The following is a 14,066-nucleotide window of genomic DNA, read 5'->3' on the forward strand; positions in this document are numbered from 1 at the left end:
AAAGGAATTGATATTCGTGTCAGATACGATCAGGAAACAGATTCAGGAAGCCAGTGCTATATCATTATCGATGGCGCTGATGAAAGGTCATATAGAAGATGCTCGATGCACTTGTCTGCATGGTGAGGACTTCACATTATTAATCGGTTCAGGAGATGTTTTGGAAATGATTGAAACAGAGTGCATGCAGGAAGCACTGTTTCAATATCGCTATGCACAAAGCTCCAAGGTACCGCTGCTTTTAAACAGTGAAGAACCGGCCCGTCTGGAGCCAGGAAGTATCATCCGCGAGGGTGCTGTGTTAAAAAAGGGATGTATCGTGCTGATGGGAGCGGTCGTCAATATCGGTGCGGTCATCGGAGAAGAAACAATGATTGATATGAATGCGGTGATCGGTTCAGGAGCAAAGATCGGCAGACGTACCCACATCGGTGCCGGAGCAGTTATTGCCGGTATGTTAGAGCCGATATGCAAGGATGCGGTGAAGATCGGTGATGATGTATTGATCGGAGCCAATGCTGTTGTATTGGAAGGTATACAAATCGGTAATCAGGCAGTGGTCGGTGCGGGCAGCGTCGTAACCAGGGATGTACCAGAAGGTATGGTTGTGCAGGGGATACCGGCCCGCGTGGTAAAAGCGCGCTGTGAGATTCGAACAGATCCTGCTATCAATGAATCGCTGCGGTAATAAAAAACCGGCTATTGGGCCGGTTTTGCTTGTTTTGCATCAGCGCGCCGAGGTTTGCTCAGCGGCTTTTCCTTATGTTCACTATTTTGTTTCATGCGCTGTGCCCGCTGCTGCTGCATCTGTGCCATGGCCTCTTTGGAATTTAAGATTACCGGTATCACGATCGGATTTCGGTGGGTCTTATTGTAGAGGAACGGCTCCAGTGAAGAGCGGATGGTATTCTTGATATCAGAGAAGGTTATACGCTGGGTCATCTTCTCTTTTAATGCATTGTAAACTACCATTTCAGCTTCTTTCAGCAGACCTTGAGAATCCTTGATAAAAACAAAGCCGCGGCTTACGATCACCGGTTTGCACAGTAGCTTATTCTCGCGGGAATCAATTGCTATGACAACTGATACCAATCCGTTGTCAGCTAATACTTTACGATCCTTTAAGACGGCGGTGGAAACCCCGCTGATATCATTTCCATCAACATAAATATCATCAGCCGGAATACGGATACTGCTTTGGAAGACCTTGCCGTCGCGCATCAGCAGTACATCGCCGTTGGCACAAGTAAAGATATTCTCCGGTTTCACACCGGTTTCAATTGCGGTTTCCCGATGCTGGATCAGCATCTTGTATTCACCATGTACAGGCATAAAGTATTTCGGTTTGATCAACTGCAGCATCAGCTTTTGTTCTTCCTGGGATGCATGCCCGGTCGTATGCAGATTGTTTAAAACAGATTTTGTCAAAACATTGGCACCGGCCTTAAACAATTTATTGACAACCTGATTAACGCTTGCGCCGTTGCCCGGGATCGGGGATGAGGAGAAGACTACGGTATCACCCGGAATCAGCTTGATAAAACGATGCGTACCGCTGGCGATCCGTGACAGCGCGGCTAATGGCTCTCCTTGGGATCCGGTGCAGATGATACAAACCTTATCCGCTGGGGTATGCGCCAACTGCTCCGGCTTCAGGAAGTGTTCTTCACCGACCTTGATATTACCGAGCTTACGGCCGATTTGCACAACATTTTCCATACTGCGTCCGAACACTATAACCTTACGTCCGCAGGCTACCGCAGCTTCTAAAATTTGCTGAACGCGATGCACATTGCTGGCAAAGGTTGCTACGATCAAGCGTCCATTGGTTTTTCTGGTGATTTCCAGGATCATCTGTGCTACCTTTTTTTCGGAAATTGAGAAATCCTCAACTCCCGAATTGGTAGAATCACTCATCAAAAGAGTAATGCCGATCTGTCCCATATACGCCATGATTTGATAATCCGCATTGGTTCCTACCGGAGTAAGATCAAACTTAAAATCTCCGGTTTCTACCACCCTGCCATTGGGGGTATTGATCAATACTCCTAGTGAATCAGGGATGGAATGCACGGTATTGAAAAACCCCACCGTGAAATGCTTCATATTGATCGAGCTGGAAGAATTGATCTCCCGAATTTTCACACTGCGCAGCATTCTGCGCTCCTCTAATTTCTTATTGATCAGTGCCACTGCAAATTTCGGAGCATAGATTGCTTCGATATCGACACTTTTCAAGAGAAAAGGTATCCCGCCGATATGATCTTCATGACCATGCGTGATCACCAATACTTTTCTTTTATGATTATTTTTTACCAGATATCCGAAATCTGGGATCACATAATCAACACCGAGCAAATTCTCTTCAGGGAAATGAACTCCGGCATCAATGATAAGAATTTCATTTTCGTGTTCAAAACAGTACATGTTTTTACCGATTTCACCTAACCCTCCTAAGGCATAGATCATCGTATCTGTACGTTTATGAAGTATTTTATGATTATCATTTATTTCCTTATTAATTCCTTGATGTTTACTTCGCGGTGCGCTTTTTTTGTTTGTAACTGTCATTATAAACTCCTTTCTGTAATAATCAGCACCTTATCTAACTATTTCTATTATAGCATAAGCCAAATTGTTTAAACATAAAAACGCTGTCCGTTATATTACGACAGCATTTTCGTCTTCCTTCCACGGATCAAATTGATCGATATGGTCATAAAACAAGACACCACTTAAATGATCGATTTCATGCTGTAAAACGATGGCTTCATATCCTTTGGCACGAATCGTAACGAATTCATCACGCAGTGCATCATATGCCTTTACGGTAATGCGGGCGTGTCGGAACACATGTCCAACATGTTCATCCTCTACCGATAAACAGCCTTCACCGTTTTCTAAGTAGGAATTCTGTACGGAATGGGATACAATACGCGGATTGATCAGGGCATGCTCGATCTTTGTATCGTCATCCAAATCAATGGCGATCGCCACCATTTGTTTCAGCACACCGACCTGTACGGCCGCAATACCGACTGCCGGCCGCAGGTTATCCTGCTCGCACAGCTCTGGATCATGGGAATTTTTTACATAGGTCAGCATGTCCATGATCAGCTCTCTATCTTGATCGGAAAGCGGAAGCTCCACTTTCTGAGAAGTTTTTCTCATAACCGGGTCATTATCTTTAACCACAACATCCATATTTATTTTCATAGATAACCTCCTTCCTCTGTAAACTCTATTCTTTATTCTAAACAATTTTTTTAAATAAAGAAAGTATTTTCATCTTCTTATTTAAAAAAACTATGAAATTGTGTAAAATAGAAAAAGATTAGGAGCGATGTGGATGAAGGACAAAAAAGTAAAGCTTGCCCTGCGAATGCCGGCAAAATATGATTTCTGGCTGCACCTCTCCATGCTGGTGCTGATCGCATTTGGATCGCTGATGATCATGTCGGCTTCGCTGGGGGAATCCGGTAAAAATTCCTTAGTGGTTTATACGACCGCCATTAAGCAGTTTGCTTTCGTGCTGCTCAGCTATTTTGTTATGTTGTTTCTGGCCAACCATTTCACGATGGTAAAAGCCCGCAAATACGGTCGGCCGATTGGGATCATCCTATTTTTGGTTCTGCTCTCCACATTGTTTTTCACCGATAACGGGACCGGCTCTCACGCATGGATCATCGTACCGCTTCCGTTTGTATCCTTTACCATCCAGCCGTCTGAATTTGTCAAAGTATTTTTGATTGTTATGATGGCTGTATCGATTGAGGTAACCGGACGGCGCAATTTTAGTATCTGGACCATTGTGAAGGTACCGGTGTTGTTTTTTCTGGCCTATGCGGCAGTGATTTTGCAGCAGCCGGATTTCGGTACGCTCGCGATCATTGTCATTATATGCGGGGTTTGTTTTTTGATTCCCAGTCATGTGAACTTGCGGAAATGGCAGAAATATGAAAAATTTTTAATTGTGCTGGGCTTTGCGGCACTGATCTTTTTGATGTCGAATGCCGGTTCGGGACTGCTGGAAAAGCTGCCGTTTGTCGGTTATCAGGTAAAGCGTTTTGAAATGAGCTTAGATCCGTTTGTATCGCCGTTCGGTGATGGTTACCAGCTGATCAATGGATTATATGCGATTGTGCACGGCGGCATTCTCGGAGTAGGGTTTGCCCAGTCTTCGCAGAAGTGGGGCTTCTTAACGCAGGCCAATTCGGACTATATCATGGCGATTACGATTGAAGAACTCGGCATTTTTGGATTGCTGATCGTAGTAATCGGCTATGTGATCATATTACAGCGATTGTTTCATTATGCATTTCTCACGAAGAGTGAGGGTTATAAGATCATTTTAATTGGTACTGCAATGTATATCTTTGTTCATTTCGCTCTCAATGTCGGCGGGATCAGCGGGATGATTCCGCTGACTGGTGTTCCGCTGCTGTTTATTTCAAGCGGTGGATCTTCACTCATATCGATCATGGCGGCCATTGGCATTTCCCAGGCGGTCATATCTCGCATTCGCCGTCAGGAGAACGGATAAAGTAAAAGAACTCCGGACACGGAGTTCTTTTAGAAAGGGAAGAGGAGAAACAAAGATTGGGGGGTTAGCATCTTTACCAGATGCATTCTTAATGTACCCCGTTAAAACCGCTTTATACATAAGGAGTTGAAAAAAATGCGAATTGTTGCAGGAAAGTATCGGTCACGTCCAATCAAAAGTGTACCAGGTGAGCATACCCGTCCCACTGCGGATAAGATCAAGGGAGCAATTTTCTCAAGAATCGGACCTTATTTCGAAGGGGGAAGGATGTTGGATTTATTTTCAGGCAGCGGTAATATGGGATTGGAATCACTGTCACGGGGAATGGATCATGTGGTTTTCTGCGATCACAATCATCATTCAATTCGCGTAATCAAGGAGAATATACATGCGCTGCGGGCTGACGGTGAGAGCGCAGTATGGAAATTGGATTATCGACAGGCATTGCGGCGCTGTTATGAGGAACATTTATGTTTTGATTTGATTTTTTTGGATCCTCCCTATGCTTTAGAGAATAAAGCGGACATTTTAAATCAAATCAGCAGCCTTGGACTGCTGAAGCAGGACGGCAATTTGATTTTTGAAACGGCGAAAACGGAAATTCTGCCGAATGAGATACATCATATCAAGCAGGTAAAATGTGCCGAATATGGAATTACTAAAATTACATACTATCAAAACGAGGTGAAAGAAGATGCATAAAACAGCGATATATCCGGGAACCTTTGATCCGATAACCAAGGGTCACATCGATGTTATTCAGCGCAGCGCCGCGATTTTTGATGAAGTGATTGTCGTGATTATGGATAATGCGGCCAAGCAGTGTCTGTTTACGGAAACTGAGCGGCTGCTGATGATCCAGGACGCATGCAGAGAAATACCCAATGTGAAAACTGATGTCGGTACGGGGCTGAGCGTGCATTATGCTAAGGAGCATGGCGCTCAGATCATGATAAGAGGTATCCGCGAGGTACTGGATTATGAATATGAGCTAAAGACAGCGACGGCTAATATGTGGCTGGCACCGGAAATTGAGACGATGTTTTTGCTGAGCCGGTCGGAATTTGCTTTTCTGTCTTCCAGTGCGGTAAAAGAAATTGCCATGTATACCGATCATTTAGAAGAATTTGTAACCCCGCTCACAGCCAAGAAACTAAAAGAAAAATTTCATTCTGACCAAAAACACGAGTAATCGTGTTTTTTATTGCTTTTGGATACTTTGGATAAGATATCTGATCGATGAATTCTATTCAGGTAAAGACAGCAAACATAAATAATGTTTGCAATTTATTACCATTTTTTATACAATGGAATGGTTTTGTAAGGAAGGATATGGAAGTATGGAAAAATGGAAACAACGAATACCCGGTATTATAGTATGTTTGGTGATCGCGGTTCCGGCTTGGTTTCTTGGACGGAAGCTGCCGCTGATCGGTGGTCCGGTATTCGCGATTTTGTTTGGCATGGTGATTGCGCTGATCAAGCGTCCCAGCGCTGAGATTGAAATAGGAGTAAAGTACACAAGCAAAGCTCTGCTTCAAATTTCAATCATATTATTAGGCTTTGAAATGAATCTTTACAATGTTATTGAGGTTGGTCAGCAATCTCTGGTAGTCATGCTGTTCACGCTGACATCGGCATTTTTAACTGCTTATTTTGTCGGTAAGCTGATGAAGCTTGAAAGTAAGACAACTACGCTGATCGGCGTTGGTACCTGTATTTGCGGCGGCTCGGCGATCGCTGCGACAGCACCGGTCATTCAGGCGGAGGACGATGAAGTGGCACAGGCTATTTCAACGATTTTTTTGTTTAATATTGCGGCGGTATTTCTTTTTCCGGCCCTTGGACACCTGTTGGGACTGAGTGATACGGGATTTGGTATGTGGGCCGGTACTGCGATCAACGATACATCCAGTGTGGTAGCGGCCGGCGCTTCTTGGAGCGCAGCGGCAGGCAACAACCTTGCGTTATCGCTGGCAACGATCGTTAAGCTGACCCGCACCCTAATGATCGTTCCGATTACCTTTGTGCTTGCTGTATATACTTCAAGTAAAGCAAAAAAGGCTGCCGAACCAGGAAGTAATTTTAATATTATGAAAATATTTCCTTGGTTTGTCATCGGTTTTATCCTCGCGGCGATCATAAATACCTTTGTACCGATGCCAAAGGGCTTGAGCCCTAATCTAGTGATGATCGGTAAGTTTATGATCGTTATGGCAATGGCCGCAATCGGCTTGAATACCGATTTGAAAAAGCTGATTACCAACGGTATGAAGCCGATCGGTTTAGGACTATGCTGCTGGTTTGCTGTGGCTGTTGTGGCTTTGATCGTTCAATCCTTTATGGGAACATTATAAAATATATGATTCCAAAATATACCCTCTTTACCGATTAACCCGATAAAGAGGGTATTTTTATATAGGATGCTTGGGGATAAAACTTGTATCGTTAGACCTCTGTACTGATATCCTGCTTGTAACAGCTGCAAATTTTGATATGAGGATAAGTGCTGGGTAGAAATTGATCAACTTGCTGATTAAGAGACAAACGGTATAAAATTATCATAAGGTTTTAATTCCCGATCAGAAACTTGAAATTAACATGTAAAATAAACAGATTTCCTTTATAATAGGAATAGAGGTTTAACGTATCGACATATGGAAATTCGCAGCACCCGCAAGTATGATCAATGGCAAGAAAGCTTTTATCAGATTTCTGTGAAAATTGTAGTATGAAGAAATTGCACAGAATTTGTTCATAAAACAATAAATAAGCAGGATATTTCAAACATATAGTAAGTTGAGGTGAAAATGATGAAAATAAGAAAAGAAATCATGGAATTGCTTCCGGAAGTGAAGCATAACCGCCGAGAGCTGCATCAGATACCAGAGATCGGTTTGGCTACGATAAAGACAAAGGAGTATTTGATTGAACAGCTGAGCGGTTATGGTGTTGATGAAATAAAGACCGGTTATGCAGAAAATGGATTTGCCGTATGGGTGCAGGGACAAAGCAGAGACGCGGTAGGTTTTCGCAGTGACATGGATGCCCTGCCGATTCAGGAAGAAACTACAGTCGCTTTCAAAAGTCATCATGAAGGAAATATGCACGCCTGTGGTCATGACGGTCATATGGCAAATATGCTGGCTTTGTGCCATTATATATGCAAGCACAAGAAACAGCTCAAGCAAAGTGTTTTGTTTATCTTCCAGCCCGGTGAGGAAGGGGATGGGGGAGCACGCCGTATGATCGATCAGGGACTGTTTCGGGATTATCCGATCCAACAGGTTTTCGGAACTCATTTGGTCGGCGATCTTCCCAAAGGCAAGATTGGATGTAAAGCTGGTCCGTTCATGGCACGAAACGGAGAAATTACGATCAAACTGTATGGACAAAGCGCTCACGGTGCTCAGCCGCATACCGGTAATGATATGAGCATTGCGATGAGCAGTCTGCTGCTTCAGCTTCAAACGATCGTATCGCGTAATATGGATCCGCTTCATAATACCGTCATCACCTTTGGTGAAATTCATTGCGGACAGGTAAGCAATGTTATTGCCGATCACGCGATCATGCGGGGGACAATGCGTTCCTTTACGGATGCGATGTATGAGAAAATGAAAATCAGAATGCAACAGATCTGCGATGGAATTGCGGAGAGCTTTCAATGTAAGGCGGAATTGTATATCGAGGACTGTTATCATGTAGTAGATAATGATGAAACCTTAAATGAATTATTGAAACAGGTATGCGGGGATGATTATCTGGAAATTGAACCACGGATGATCAGTGAGGATTTCAGTGATTATCAGCGGGAAGTTCCGGGGTTGTTCTATTTTACTGGAATTCAGGATGAGCGATACAATAAGAATATTCATGACTGTCAGTTTGATTTTGATGAAGCGGCGCTGTTAACCAGTGTTGAAGTCAATGTCCGGCTGCTGGAGGCCATGCATATTTTATAAAAGGAATGATAATATGGATATAAAAATGCTTGTGGAAACGCAGCGAGCCTATTTTAAAACACATCAAACCAAAGGCTATGCATTTCGCATGGCCGCTTTAAAACGTCTGGAAGAATGGATCACGCATCATGAAGATGCTATATCCGCAGCGCTGAAAGCGGATCTGAAGAAAGCGGAAATGGAGAGCTATTTCAGTGAGATCGGTATGGTGAAAAGTGAGCTGAGAGAGGCTCAGAAGCACTTGAAAAAATGGATGAAAAAGAAATATGTGACAACGCCGCTGGCGCAGTTTAAAGCCCGCAGCTATATTCTGCAGGAACCTTATGGTAATGTATTGATTATGTCACCTTGGAATTATCCGTTTTTATTAAGCATCGATCCGCTGATCGGTGCGATTGCGGCCGGAAATTGTGCGATTGTCAAGCCTTCCGCTTACGCTCCTGCCGTCTCGCATGTGATTGCGGAAATGATGACTGCTTGCTTCGATGAAGCATATGTCGCAGTTGTGGAGGGCGGTCGCACAGAGAATACAGCGCTGTTGGATCAGCGGTTTGATTTAATTTTTTTTACCGGCAGTGTGAACGTAGGAAAACTGGTAATGGAGAAAGCGAGTCGTTATGCAACACCGGTTGTATTAGAGCTGGGCGGTAAGAGCCCGTGTATTGTTGATCATAGCGATCATCTTGAGCTTGCGGCAAAGCGGATTGCATTCGGTAAATTTCTTAACAGCGGTCAAACCTGCGTTGCCCCCGACTATGTATTGGTGCAGCACAGTCTCTATGAACCGCTCTGTAGATGTTTGAAAAAGGAAATAGGTAATTTCTTTGGCAGCGATCCTCTGTTAAGCAAGGAGCTTCCCAAAATCATAAATGAACGGCATTTTCATAGACTATGTCATCTCCTGGATGCAGAACCGCATGTGATCGGCGGAAAACGAAATCTGGAAACATTGCAGATTGAACCGACCATTGCGGATGTCTGCACGTTTGATTCCGCCTTGATGCAGGAAGAGATATTCGGGCCGATTCTGCCGGTGATCGCATATGAAAAGCTTGATGAAGCCATCGGGTATATTCGCGAACATGATAAGCCTTTGGCATTATATCTGTTCAGCGATGATGCGAATACGGTTGATCGAGTGCTGAAGGAATGCAGCTTTGGCGGCGGCTGCATCAATGATACGATTATCCATCTGGCATCCTCAAAGCTGCCGTTTGGTGGCGTCGGTGCAAGCGGAATGGGACATTATCACGGATATTACAGCTTTGAAGCTTTCTCACATGCGAAAAGCATCGTTGATAAAGCGGTATGGATCGATATTCCTTTACGATATCATCCATATACAAAGAAAAAAGAAAAATGGATTCGACGGTTTATGAAATAGAGGTGAGCAAATGAAAACGATTAGTGTGGTTGGCAGCTTGAATGTCGATTATATGATTCAAACCGCCCGGTTGCCGATGCCGGGAGAAACACTATTTGCCGAAACGTTTCAAAAAATGCCCGGAGGAAAGGGAATGAATCAAGCAGTCTGCTGTGCTGATTTGGGCAACCATGTACATATGATCGGCTGTGTGGGCAAGGATGATCAGGGACAATTTCTGCTTTCAAAGCTTCATGAACATCATGTGGATACAAGCGGCGTATATCAGACGAATGCTTTGACCGGCTGTGCATTTGTGGCAACCTCTCCCGAGGATAATTCCATAATGGTCGTTAAAGGGGCAAATGATCAGGTTCGCATAGCGATGATTGATGAACAGGCAGATGTGCTTTTGAAAAGTGATATGATCATCGCACAATTTGAAATACCGATGGATACCGTCTCTTATCTGATTGATTTCTGTTATCGAAATCAAAAGTCCCTGCTGATCAACCCAGCTCCGGTGCATACTTTATCTGCATCTGATCTGGAAAAGATTACATATCTTACGCCGAACGAAAAAGAATTTGATTTTCTTTATCGGGAAGAGCGAGAACAAATACTGGCGGCAAATCCGCAAAAGCTGATCATGACTGCCGGCGGCAATGGTGTCTATGCGTACGATGGAAAAAAGCTGCTGCATATTCCGGCGGAAAAGGTAGAGGTTGTGGATACGACCGGAGCAGGGGATGCCTTTAATGGGGCCTTTGCCAGCGCAATAGTGAATGGACGAACCTTTATGGAAGCGCTTATTTATGCCAATCATATAGCAGCGTGCGCCATCCAGCATTTTGGCGCGCAGGCTGCCATTGCTGATTGTGAAGAATAAAAAGAGGATCTGCATTTTGCGGATTCTTTTTGCTTATCTCATTAAAAATATTATCCAACAGCAGGGGTTATGCTATACTGTTAACAGATGATTTCACTGCAAAGAGGAGGTATCTATATGAGGAGCACTACACACTGATATTTTTTCACAAGCTTTGATTGAAACAATGGAGGAAATATACAGTGAAATCAAATTCTTATGAATATCTATTCCTGGAAACCCAGGATCTTTATCTTCGTCCCTTTCAGGAAGCGGACGAAGCATATTTTGCCCGCTGGTGCAATGAACCGGAAAACCGCGGGAAAACAGGTCTGACTAGACCTATCACCCCAGATGCCCAATACCAAGCGCTTCATAAATCATCTTCCGATTCGATATGGTTTGCGATCGTGCGAAAGTCAGATCGGCAGGTGATTGGTGAAACCGGACTGCTGCGGATGTTTCCCGACTGGGGCTGTACCGATGTTTCCATTATGATCTATGATCCAAGCTATCAACATCAAGGCTATGGCAGACAAGCGCTTCTTGCATTGATGAATTATGCATTTGGCGATCTCCACATGCATCGGCTTGCGATCGGAGTAGTCGGCTTCAATCATGCGGCACTGACATTTTATAAAAGCATCGGCTTCAAACAAGAGGGAATTCAGGAAGAGGGGTATTACTACCATTATCAATATCACGATTTTATCATGATGCGTATCCTGAAAGGTGAATTTATTGCTTCCCAAACTAAAAAAAGAGCTCTTTGAAGCTCTTTTTTATGTTTATAGGGTATTCATCCGGATGTTGTCAGCAACCTCCTGCAGATTTTGTTTTGAACTTTCATGAAAGGTGAATTCCACGGCGTCATTTTCATCATAACGGGGTATGAGATGTACGTGAAAATGTTCAACCGTTTGCCCGGCAGCCTCATGGATATTACTTAACACATTGAGACCGGCCGCACCGGTTTTTTCCAAAATATGAGCGCTTAATTTTTTCACGACCTTCATAACGTGCTGATAGATTTCTTCATCACAGTCTACTAAATCGGCCGTATGTTTTTTTGGCATCACCAATGTATGGCCTTTGGTAACCTGCGATATATCTAAGATGGCCAATACTTGTTCATCCTCATAAATAACCTGTCCAGGTATTTCTTTCTGAATGATCTGACAGAAAATACACATCGTATTACCTCCTTTATTTTTTCTATATTGTATCACAATTCTGCATGCATAAGCGATGAAAAGAGACACTGAAACCAGTGTCTCTGCATGCTATTTCTGTACGATGTACGTCGGTTTACTCTCCTTGATGGAATTGTAAATATCAATATCGTATATGGTAAAGTTATACTTTTTTAAATAATATGTGAAAGCTTTGTCGGAGGCATCATCCAATTCTGTTACGGAAGCAATTGCCTCATCCTTGAAATTGTTAGGATCACTATCTACAACTTTTACGACATAAAATTTTCCGGTCGATGCATCACTGATCACTTCATCAATTAATGTATTCGCTTTTTTCACGCTCTTCATTTTGGTGAAGGCAACGGATGACATACCGGTAGTTTTTGAATTGACAACCTTTAAAGCACCATTGAAATTTGTTGTGTTACCGGTCTTTGCATAATCTGAGAAGTCTTTTCCGCCCTTGATCTCATCAAATACTTTTTTTGCAGACTCCTTGTCATCAAATACTAAAATCTGTGCTTTCATAGGATGATATTCATTCATCAGTGTCTTATAATTGTCACTGACATATTTTTTATTTAAAGCCTGTTTCTGCTGATCGACTAAGAAAATGTTCTTATAGTATTCTTCTTCGGTCTTATAGCCGCTGTTCTTTAAGTAATCTGCGAAGCTAGTACCAGCTGATTTCTTATAGTCTTCAAACGCAGCTTTTGCGTTGGTTTCCATTTCCTTGGTTACCGGTACTTCTTTATCGACGATCTGCTTCGTCACCTGTTCAATAACGGTGTTATAAGCGTTACTCATTTTCATTGTTGTATATAAATCTTCTTTTGTGATTTCCTGATTACCGACCTTGGCCACTACCTTATCACCATTTGAAATATCGGCTTTCGCATCACTGCATCCGCTCAGCGCCAATACAGCAGCCGCGGCACACGTGATCCATACGGTTTTTTTCATATCGCTTCAGCCTCCTATTCCTTGATGCCCATGTAATCCATCAGGGCTTTTTTCAATTCTTTATCTTTAAAATCAATTTTTAATTTTTTCGCCTGCTCCCAAATGATTGTGCTTCGCATTTCCGGATTGGCAGTCTGGATGGCTTTATATAAACCTTCCTTGGCATTTTTGTCCTTCATGATTGTATTCATGTCAGTTTCGTCAATTTTGATTTTATGCCAGCCGTTGTAGTCAGTTGAGCTTACTTGTACCCAATCGCTCACTTCGCCTTCCTTCATCGCAAAGGCTTTGTCTTTGAAAGCTTGTACGAAGCTTGTATCGGTATCCGCATAACCGAGGTTTCCGCCAGCTGCTTTTGATCCGGCATCATCTGAGTATTTTTTCGCTACCTTGGCAAAGTCTTCTCCTTTTGCCAGTGCGTCTTCAACCTTTTTCACTTTTTTAAGTTCTTTTTCAGTTGGGTTTTTAGGATCCTCCATCTTGATTAAGATATGAGAGACGACCCGAGGATTTTTTTCCTTATAAATCGGCTCAAACAGTTTTTTCAAATGCTTTTCAATATAACTGTTTGTCAGTTTATCAACTTTCAGATAATGCAGGAAGTAGTCCTCCAGTTCATCAGCACCATAGCCAATGCTGTTTAACCCCTTGCGCAGGAATTCATCAGTATCTGTACCATACTGAGCTTCTACCTGCTGACGGTATGCTTTTGCTTTTGTCTGTGCTTCCTCTTTCAGCTTGGAAGTCGTATCCACCGACTGATCGACAACGGCGCGTTCAAAATACAAATACATGACCGAACCGCCCATGCTGTTTTTCAAATCCTTGTATACATCTTCAGCAGAGATGTTTTTGCCGGAAACGGATGCAACCAGATCCTGGCCGTCGACGCTCTTGCCGGGCAGCTTGTCTTTATTGGTGTCATATGCGTAGAAAATCGCAAAGCTGACAAAGATAAGCGCGATCAGAATTACAAACCATTGTTTTTTTAGTATTTCAATCATGAAAATCCTCCTTAAAAAACGTTGTGTGCATGTACAGCAGCTTCCTTGTACATAATGGACATAAAAAATGTCCAAGCCTGTATTATTATAGTGTATTTCCTATGGAAATGCAATTTATATAGGCTTTTCACGCAATTTCCCACAAATCTTTGAGCATACTAGGA

14 protein-coding genes are annotated in these 14,066 nt (G+C 43.1%); 9 read left to right on the plus strand and 5 right to left on the minus strand.

What is annotated here, in order from left to right; translation table 11 throughout:
- The first annotated feature begins 16 nt into the window (after positions 1 to 16).
- Positions 17 to 688: a DapH/DapD/GlmU-related protein gene (locus tag GSF08_RS11700; RefSeq protein WP_347337985.1), complete on the plus strand. Its 672-nt coding sequence runs from the start codon at positions 17 to 19 to the stop codon at positions 686 to 688.
- An 11-nt stretch (positions 689 to 699) separates the two neighbouring features.
- Here GSF08_RS11700 and rnjA read toward each other — a convergent pair whose 3' ends face one another.
- Together rnjA and def are read right to left on the minus strand one after the other, a co-directional pair.
- Positions 700 to 2,571: a ribonuclease J1 gene (gene rnjA / locus GSF08_RS06195; RefSeq protein WP_160624965.1), complete on the minus strand. Its 1,872-nt coding sequence runs from the start codon at positions 2,569 to 2,571 to the stop codon at positions 700 to 702.
- A 90-nt stretch (positions 2,572 to 2,661) separates the two neighbouring features.
- Positions 2,662 to 3,216, minus strand: coding sequence for a peptide deformylase (def, locus tag GSF08_RS06200; protein ID WP_160624966.1), 555 nt, complete (start codon positions 3,214 to 3,216; stop codon positions 2,662 to 2,664).
- A gap of 133 nt (positions 3,217 to 3,349) precedes the next feature.
- Between def and GSF08_RS06205 the strand changes: the two genes are divergently transcribed.
- The 8 genes from GSF08_RS06205 (at position 3,350) to GSF08_RS06240 (ending at position 11,512) form a co-directional block, all read left to right on the plus strand.
- The gene (locus tag GSF08_RS06205; RefSeq protein WP_160624967.1) at positions 3,350 to 4,543 is read left to right on the plus strand and encodes an FtsW/RodA/SpoVE family cell cycle protein; all 1,194 of its coding nucleotides are present in this window, start codon (positions 3,350 to 3,352) and stop codon (positions 4,541 to 4,543) included.
- A gap of 114 nt (positions 4,544 to 4,657) precedes the next feature.
- On the plus strand, positions 4,658 to 5,245 hold the full coding sequence (gene rsmD / locus GSF08_RS06210; RefSeq protein ID WP_347337996.1) for a 16S rRNA (guanine(966)-N(2))-methyltransferase RsmD: 588 nt from the start codon (positions 4,658 to 4,660) through the stop codon (positions 5,243 to 5,245).
- On the plus strand, positions 5,238 to 5,735 hold the full coding sequence (coaD, locus tag GSF08_RS06215) for a pantetheine-phosphate adenylyltransferase (RefSeq protein ID WP_160624969.1): 498 nt from the start codon (positions 5,238 to 5,240) through the stop codon (positions 5,733 to 5,735). The genes rsmD and coaD overlap by 8 nt, the downstream gene beginning before the upstream one ends.
- A 148-nt stretch (positions 5,736 to 5,883) precedes the next feature.
- Positions 5,884 to 6,900 (plus strand): YeiH family protein, encoded by a 1,017-nt coding sequence (locus tag GSF08_RS06220; protein WP_160624970.1) that lies wholly within the window; start codon positions 5,884 to 5,886, stop codon positions 6,898 to 6,900.
- 453 nt (positions 6,901 to 7,353) lie between these two features.
- Positions 7,354 to 8,508: a M20 metallopeptidase family protein gene (locus GSF08_RS06225; RefSeq protein WP_160624971.1), complete on the plus strand. Its 1,155-nt coding sequence runs from the start codon at positions 7,354 to 7,356 to the stop codon at positions 8,506 to 8,508.
- A 13-nt stretch (positions 8,509 to 8,521) separates the two neighbouring features.
- Complete coding sequence (locus tag GSF08_RS06230; RefSeq protein ID WP_160624972.1) at positions 8,522 to 9,892, plus strand: aldehyde dehydrogenase; 1,371 nt, start codon at positions 8,522 to 8,524, stop codon at positions 9,890 to 9,892.
- 10 nt (positions 9,893 to 9,902) lie between these two features.
- Positions 9,903 to 10,760 carry a ribokinase gene (locus tag GSF08_RS06235; protein ID WP_160624973.1) on the plus strand — a complete coding sequence of 286 codons (858 nt, stop codon included), beginning with the start codon at positions 9,903 to 9,905 and terminating at the stop codon, positions 10,758 to 10,760.
- Between the two features lie 182 nt (positions 10,761 to 10,942).
- A complete protein-coding gene (locus GSF08_RS06240; protein WP_160624974.1) occupies positions 10,943 to 11,512 on the plus strand; it encodes a GNAT family N-acetyltransferase in 570 nt (189 codons plus the stop codon).
- 15 nt (positions 11,513 to 11,527) lie between these two features.
- On the opposite strand, the gene GSF08_RS06245 is transcribed toward GSF08_RS06240, so the two are convergent.
- From GSF08_RS06245 to GSF08_RS06255, 3 genes are all read right to left on the minus strand, one after another.
- On the minus strand, positions 11,528 to 11,932 hold the full coding sequence (locus tag GSF08_RS06245) for an HIT family protein (RefSeq protein WP_160624975.1): 405 nt from the start codon (positions 11,930 to 11,932) through the stop codon (positions 11,528 to 11,530).
- A 90-nt stretch (positions 11,933 to 12,022) separates the two neighbouring features.
- A complete protein-coding gene (locus GSF08_RS06250; protein ID WP_160624976.1) occupies positions 12,023 to 12,898 on the minus strand; it encodes a peptidylprolyl isomerase in 876 nt (291 codons plus the stop codon).
- A gap of 14 nt (positions 12,899 to 12,912) precedes the next feature.
- On the minus strand, positions 12,913 to 13,902 hold the full coding sequence (locus GSF08_RS06255) for a peptidylprolyl isomerase (RefSeq protein ID WP_160624977.1): 990 nt from the start codon (positions 13,900 to 13,902) through the stop codon (positions 12,913 to 12,915).
- Positions 13,903 to 14,066: the final 164 nt, after the last annotated feature.

Source organism: Copranaerobaculum intestinale (genome assembly GCF_009831105.1).
In the GTDB taxonomy this organism is placed as follows: domain Bacteria; phylum Bacillota_I; class Bacilli_A; order Erysipelotrichales; family Erysipelotrichaceae; genus Copranaerobaculum; species Copranaerobaculum intestinale.

Coding starts and splice junctions, on each gene's coding strand:
- rnjA (WP_160624965.1), bottom strand. CDS start 2,571: ATGACAGTTACAAACAAAAAAAGCGCACCGCGAAGTAAACATCAAGGA.
- def (WP_160624966.1), bottom strand. CDS start 3,216: ATGAAAATAAATATGGATGTTGTGGTTAAAGATAATGACCCGGTTATG.
- GSF08_RS06205 (WP_160624967.1), top strand. CDS start 3,350: ATGAAGGACAAAAAAGTAAAGCTTGCCCTGCGAATGCCGGCAAAATAT.
- coaD (WP_160624969.1), top strand. CDS start 5,238: ATGCATAAAACAGCGATATATCCGGGAACCTTTGATCCGATAACCAAG.
- GSF08_RS06220 (WP_160624970.1), top strand. CDS start 5,884: ATGGAAAAATGGAAACAACGAATACCCGGTATTATAGTATGTTTGGTG.
- GSF08_RS06225 (WP_160624971.1), top strand. CDS start 7,354: ATGATGAAAATAAGAAAAGAAATCATGGAATTGCTTCCGGAAGTGAAG.
- GSF08_RS06230 (WP_160624972.1), top strand. CDS start 8,522: ATGGATATAAAAATGCTTGTGGAAACGCAGCGAGCCTATTTTAAAACA.
- GSF08_RS06235 (WP_160624973.1), top strand. CDS start 9,903: ATGAAAACGATTAGTGTGGTTGGCAGCTTGAATGTCGATTATATGATT.
- GSF08_RS06245 (WP_160624975.1), bottom strand. CDS start 11,932: ATGTGTATTTTCTGTCAGATCATTCAGAAAGAAATACCTGGACAGGTT.
- GSF08_RS06250 (WP_160624976.1), bottom strand. CDS start 12,898: ATGAAAAAAACCGTATGGATCACGTGTGCCGCGGCTGCTGTATTGGCG.
- GSF08_RS06255 (WP_160624977.1), bottom strand. CDS start 13,902: ATGATTGAAATACTAAAAAAACAATGGTTTGTAATTCTGATCGCGCTT.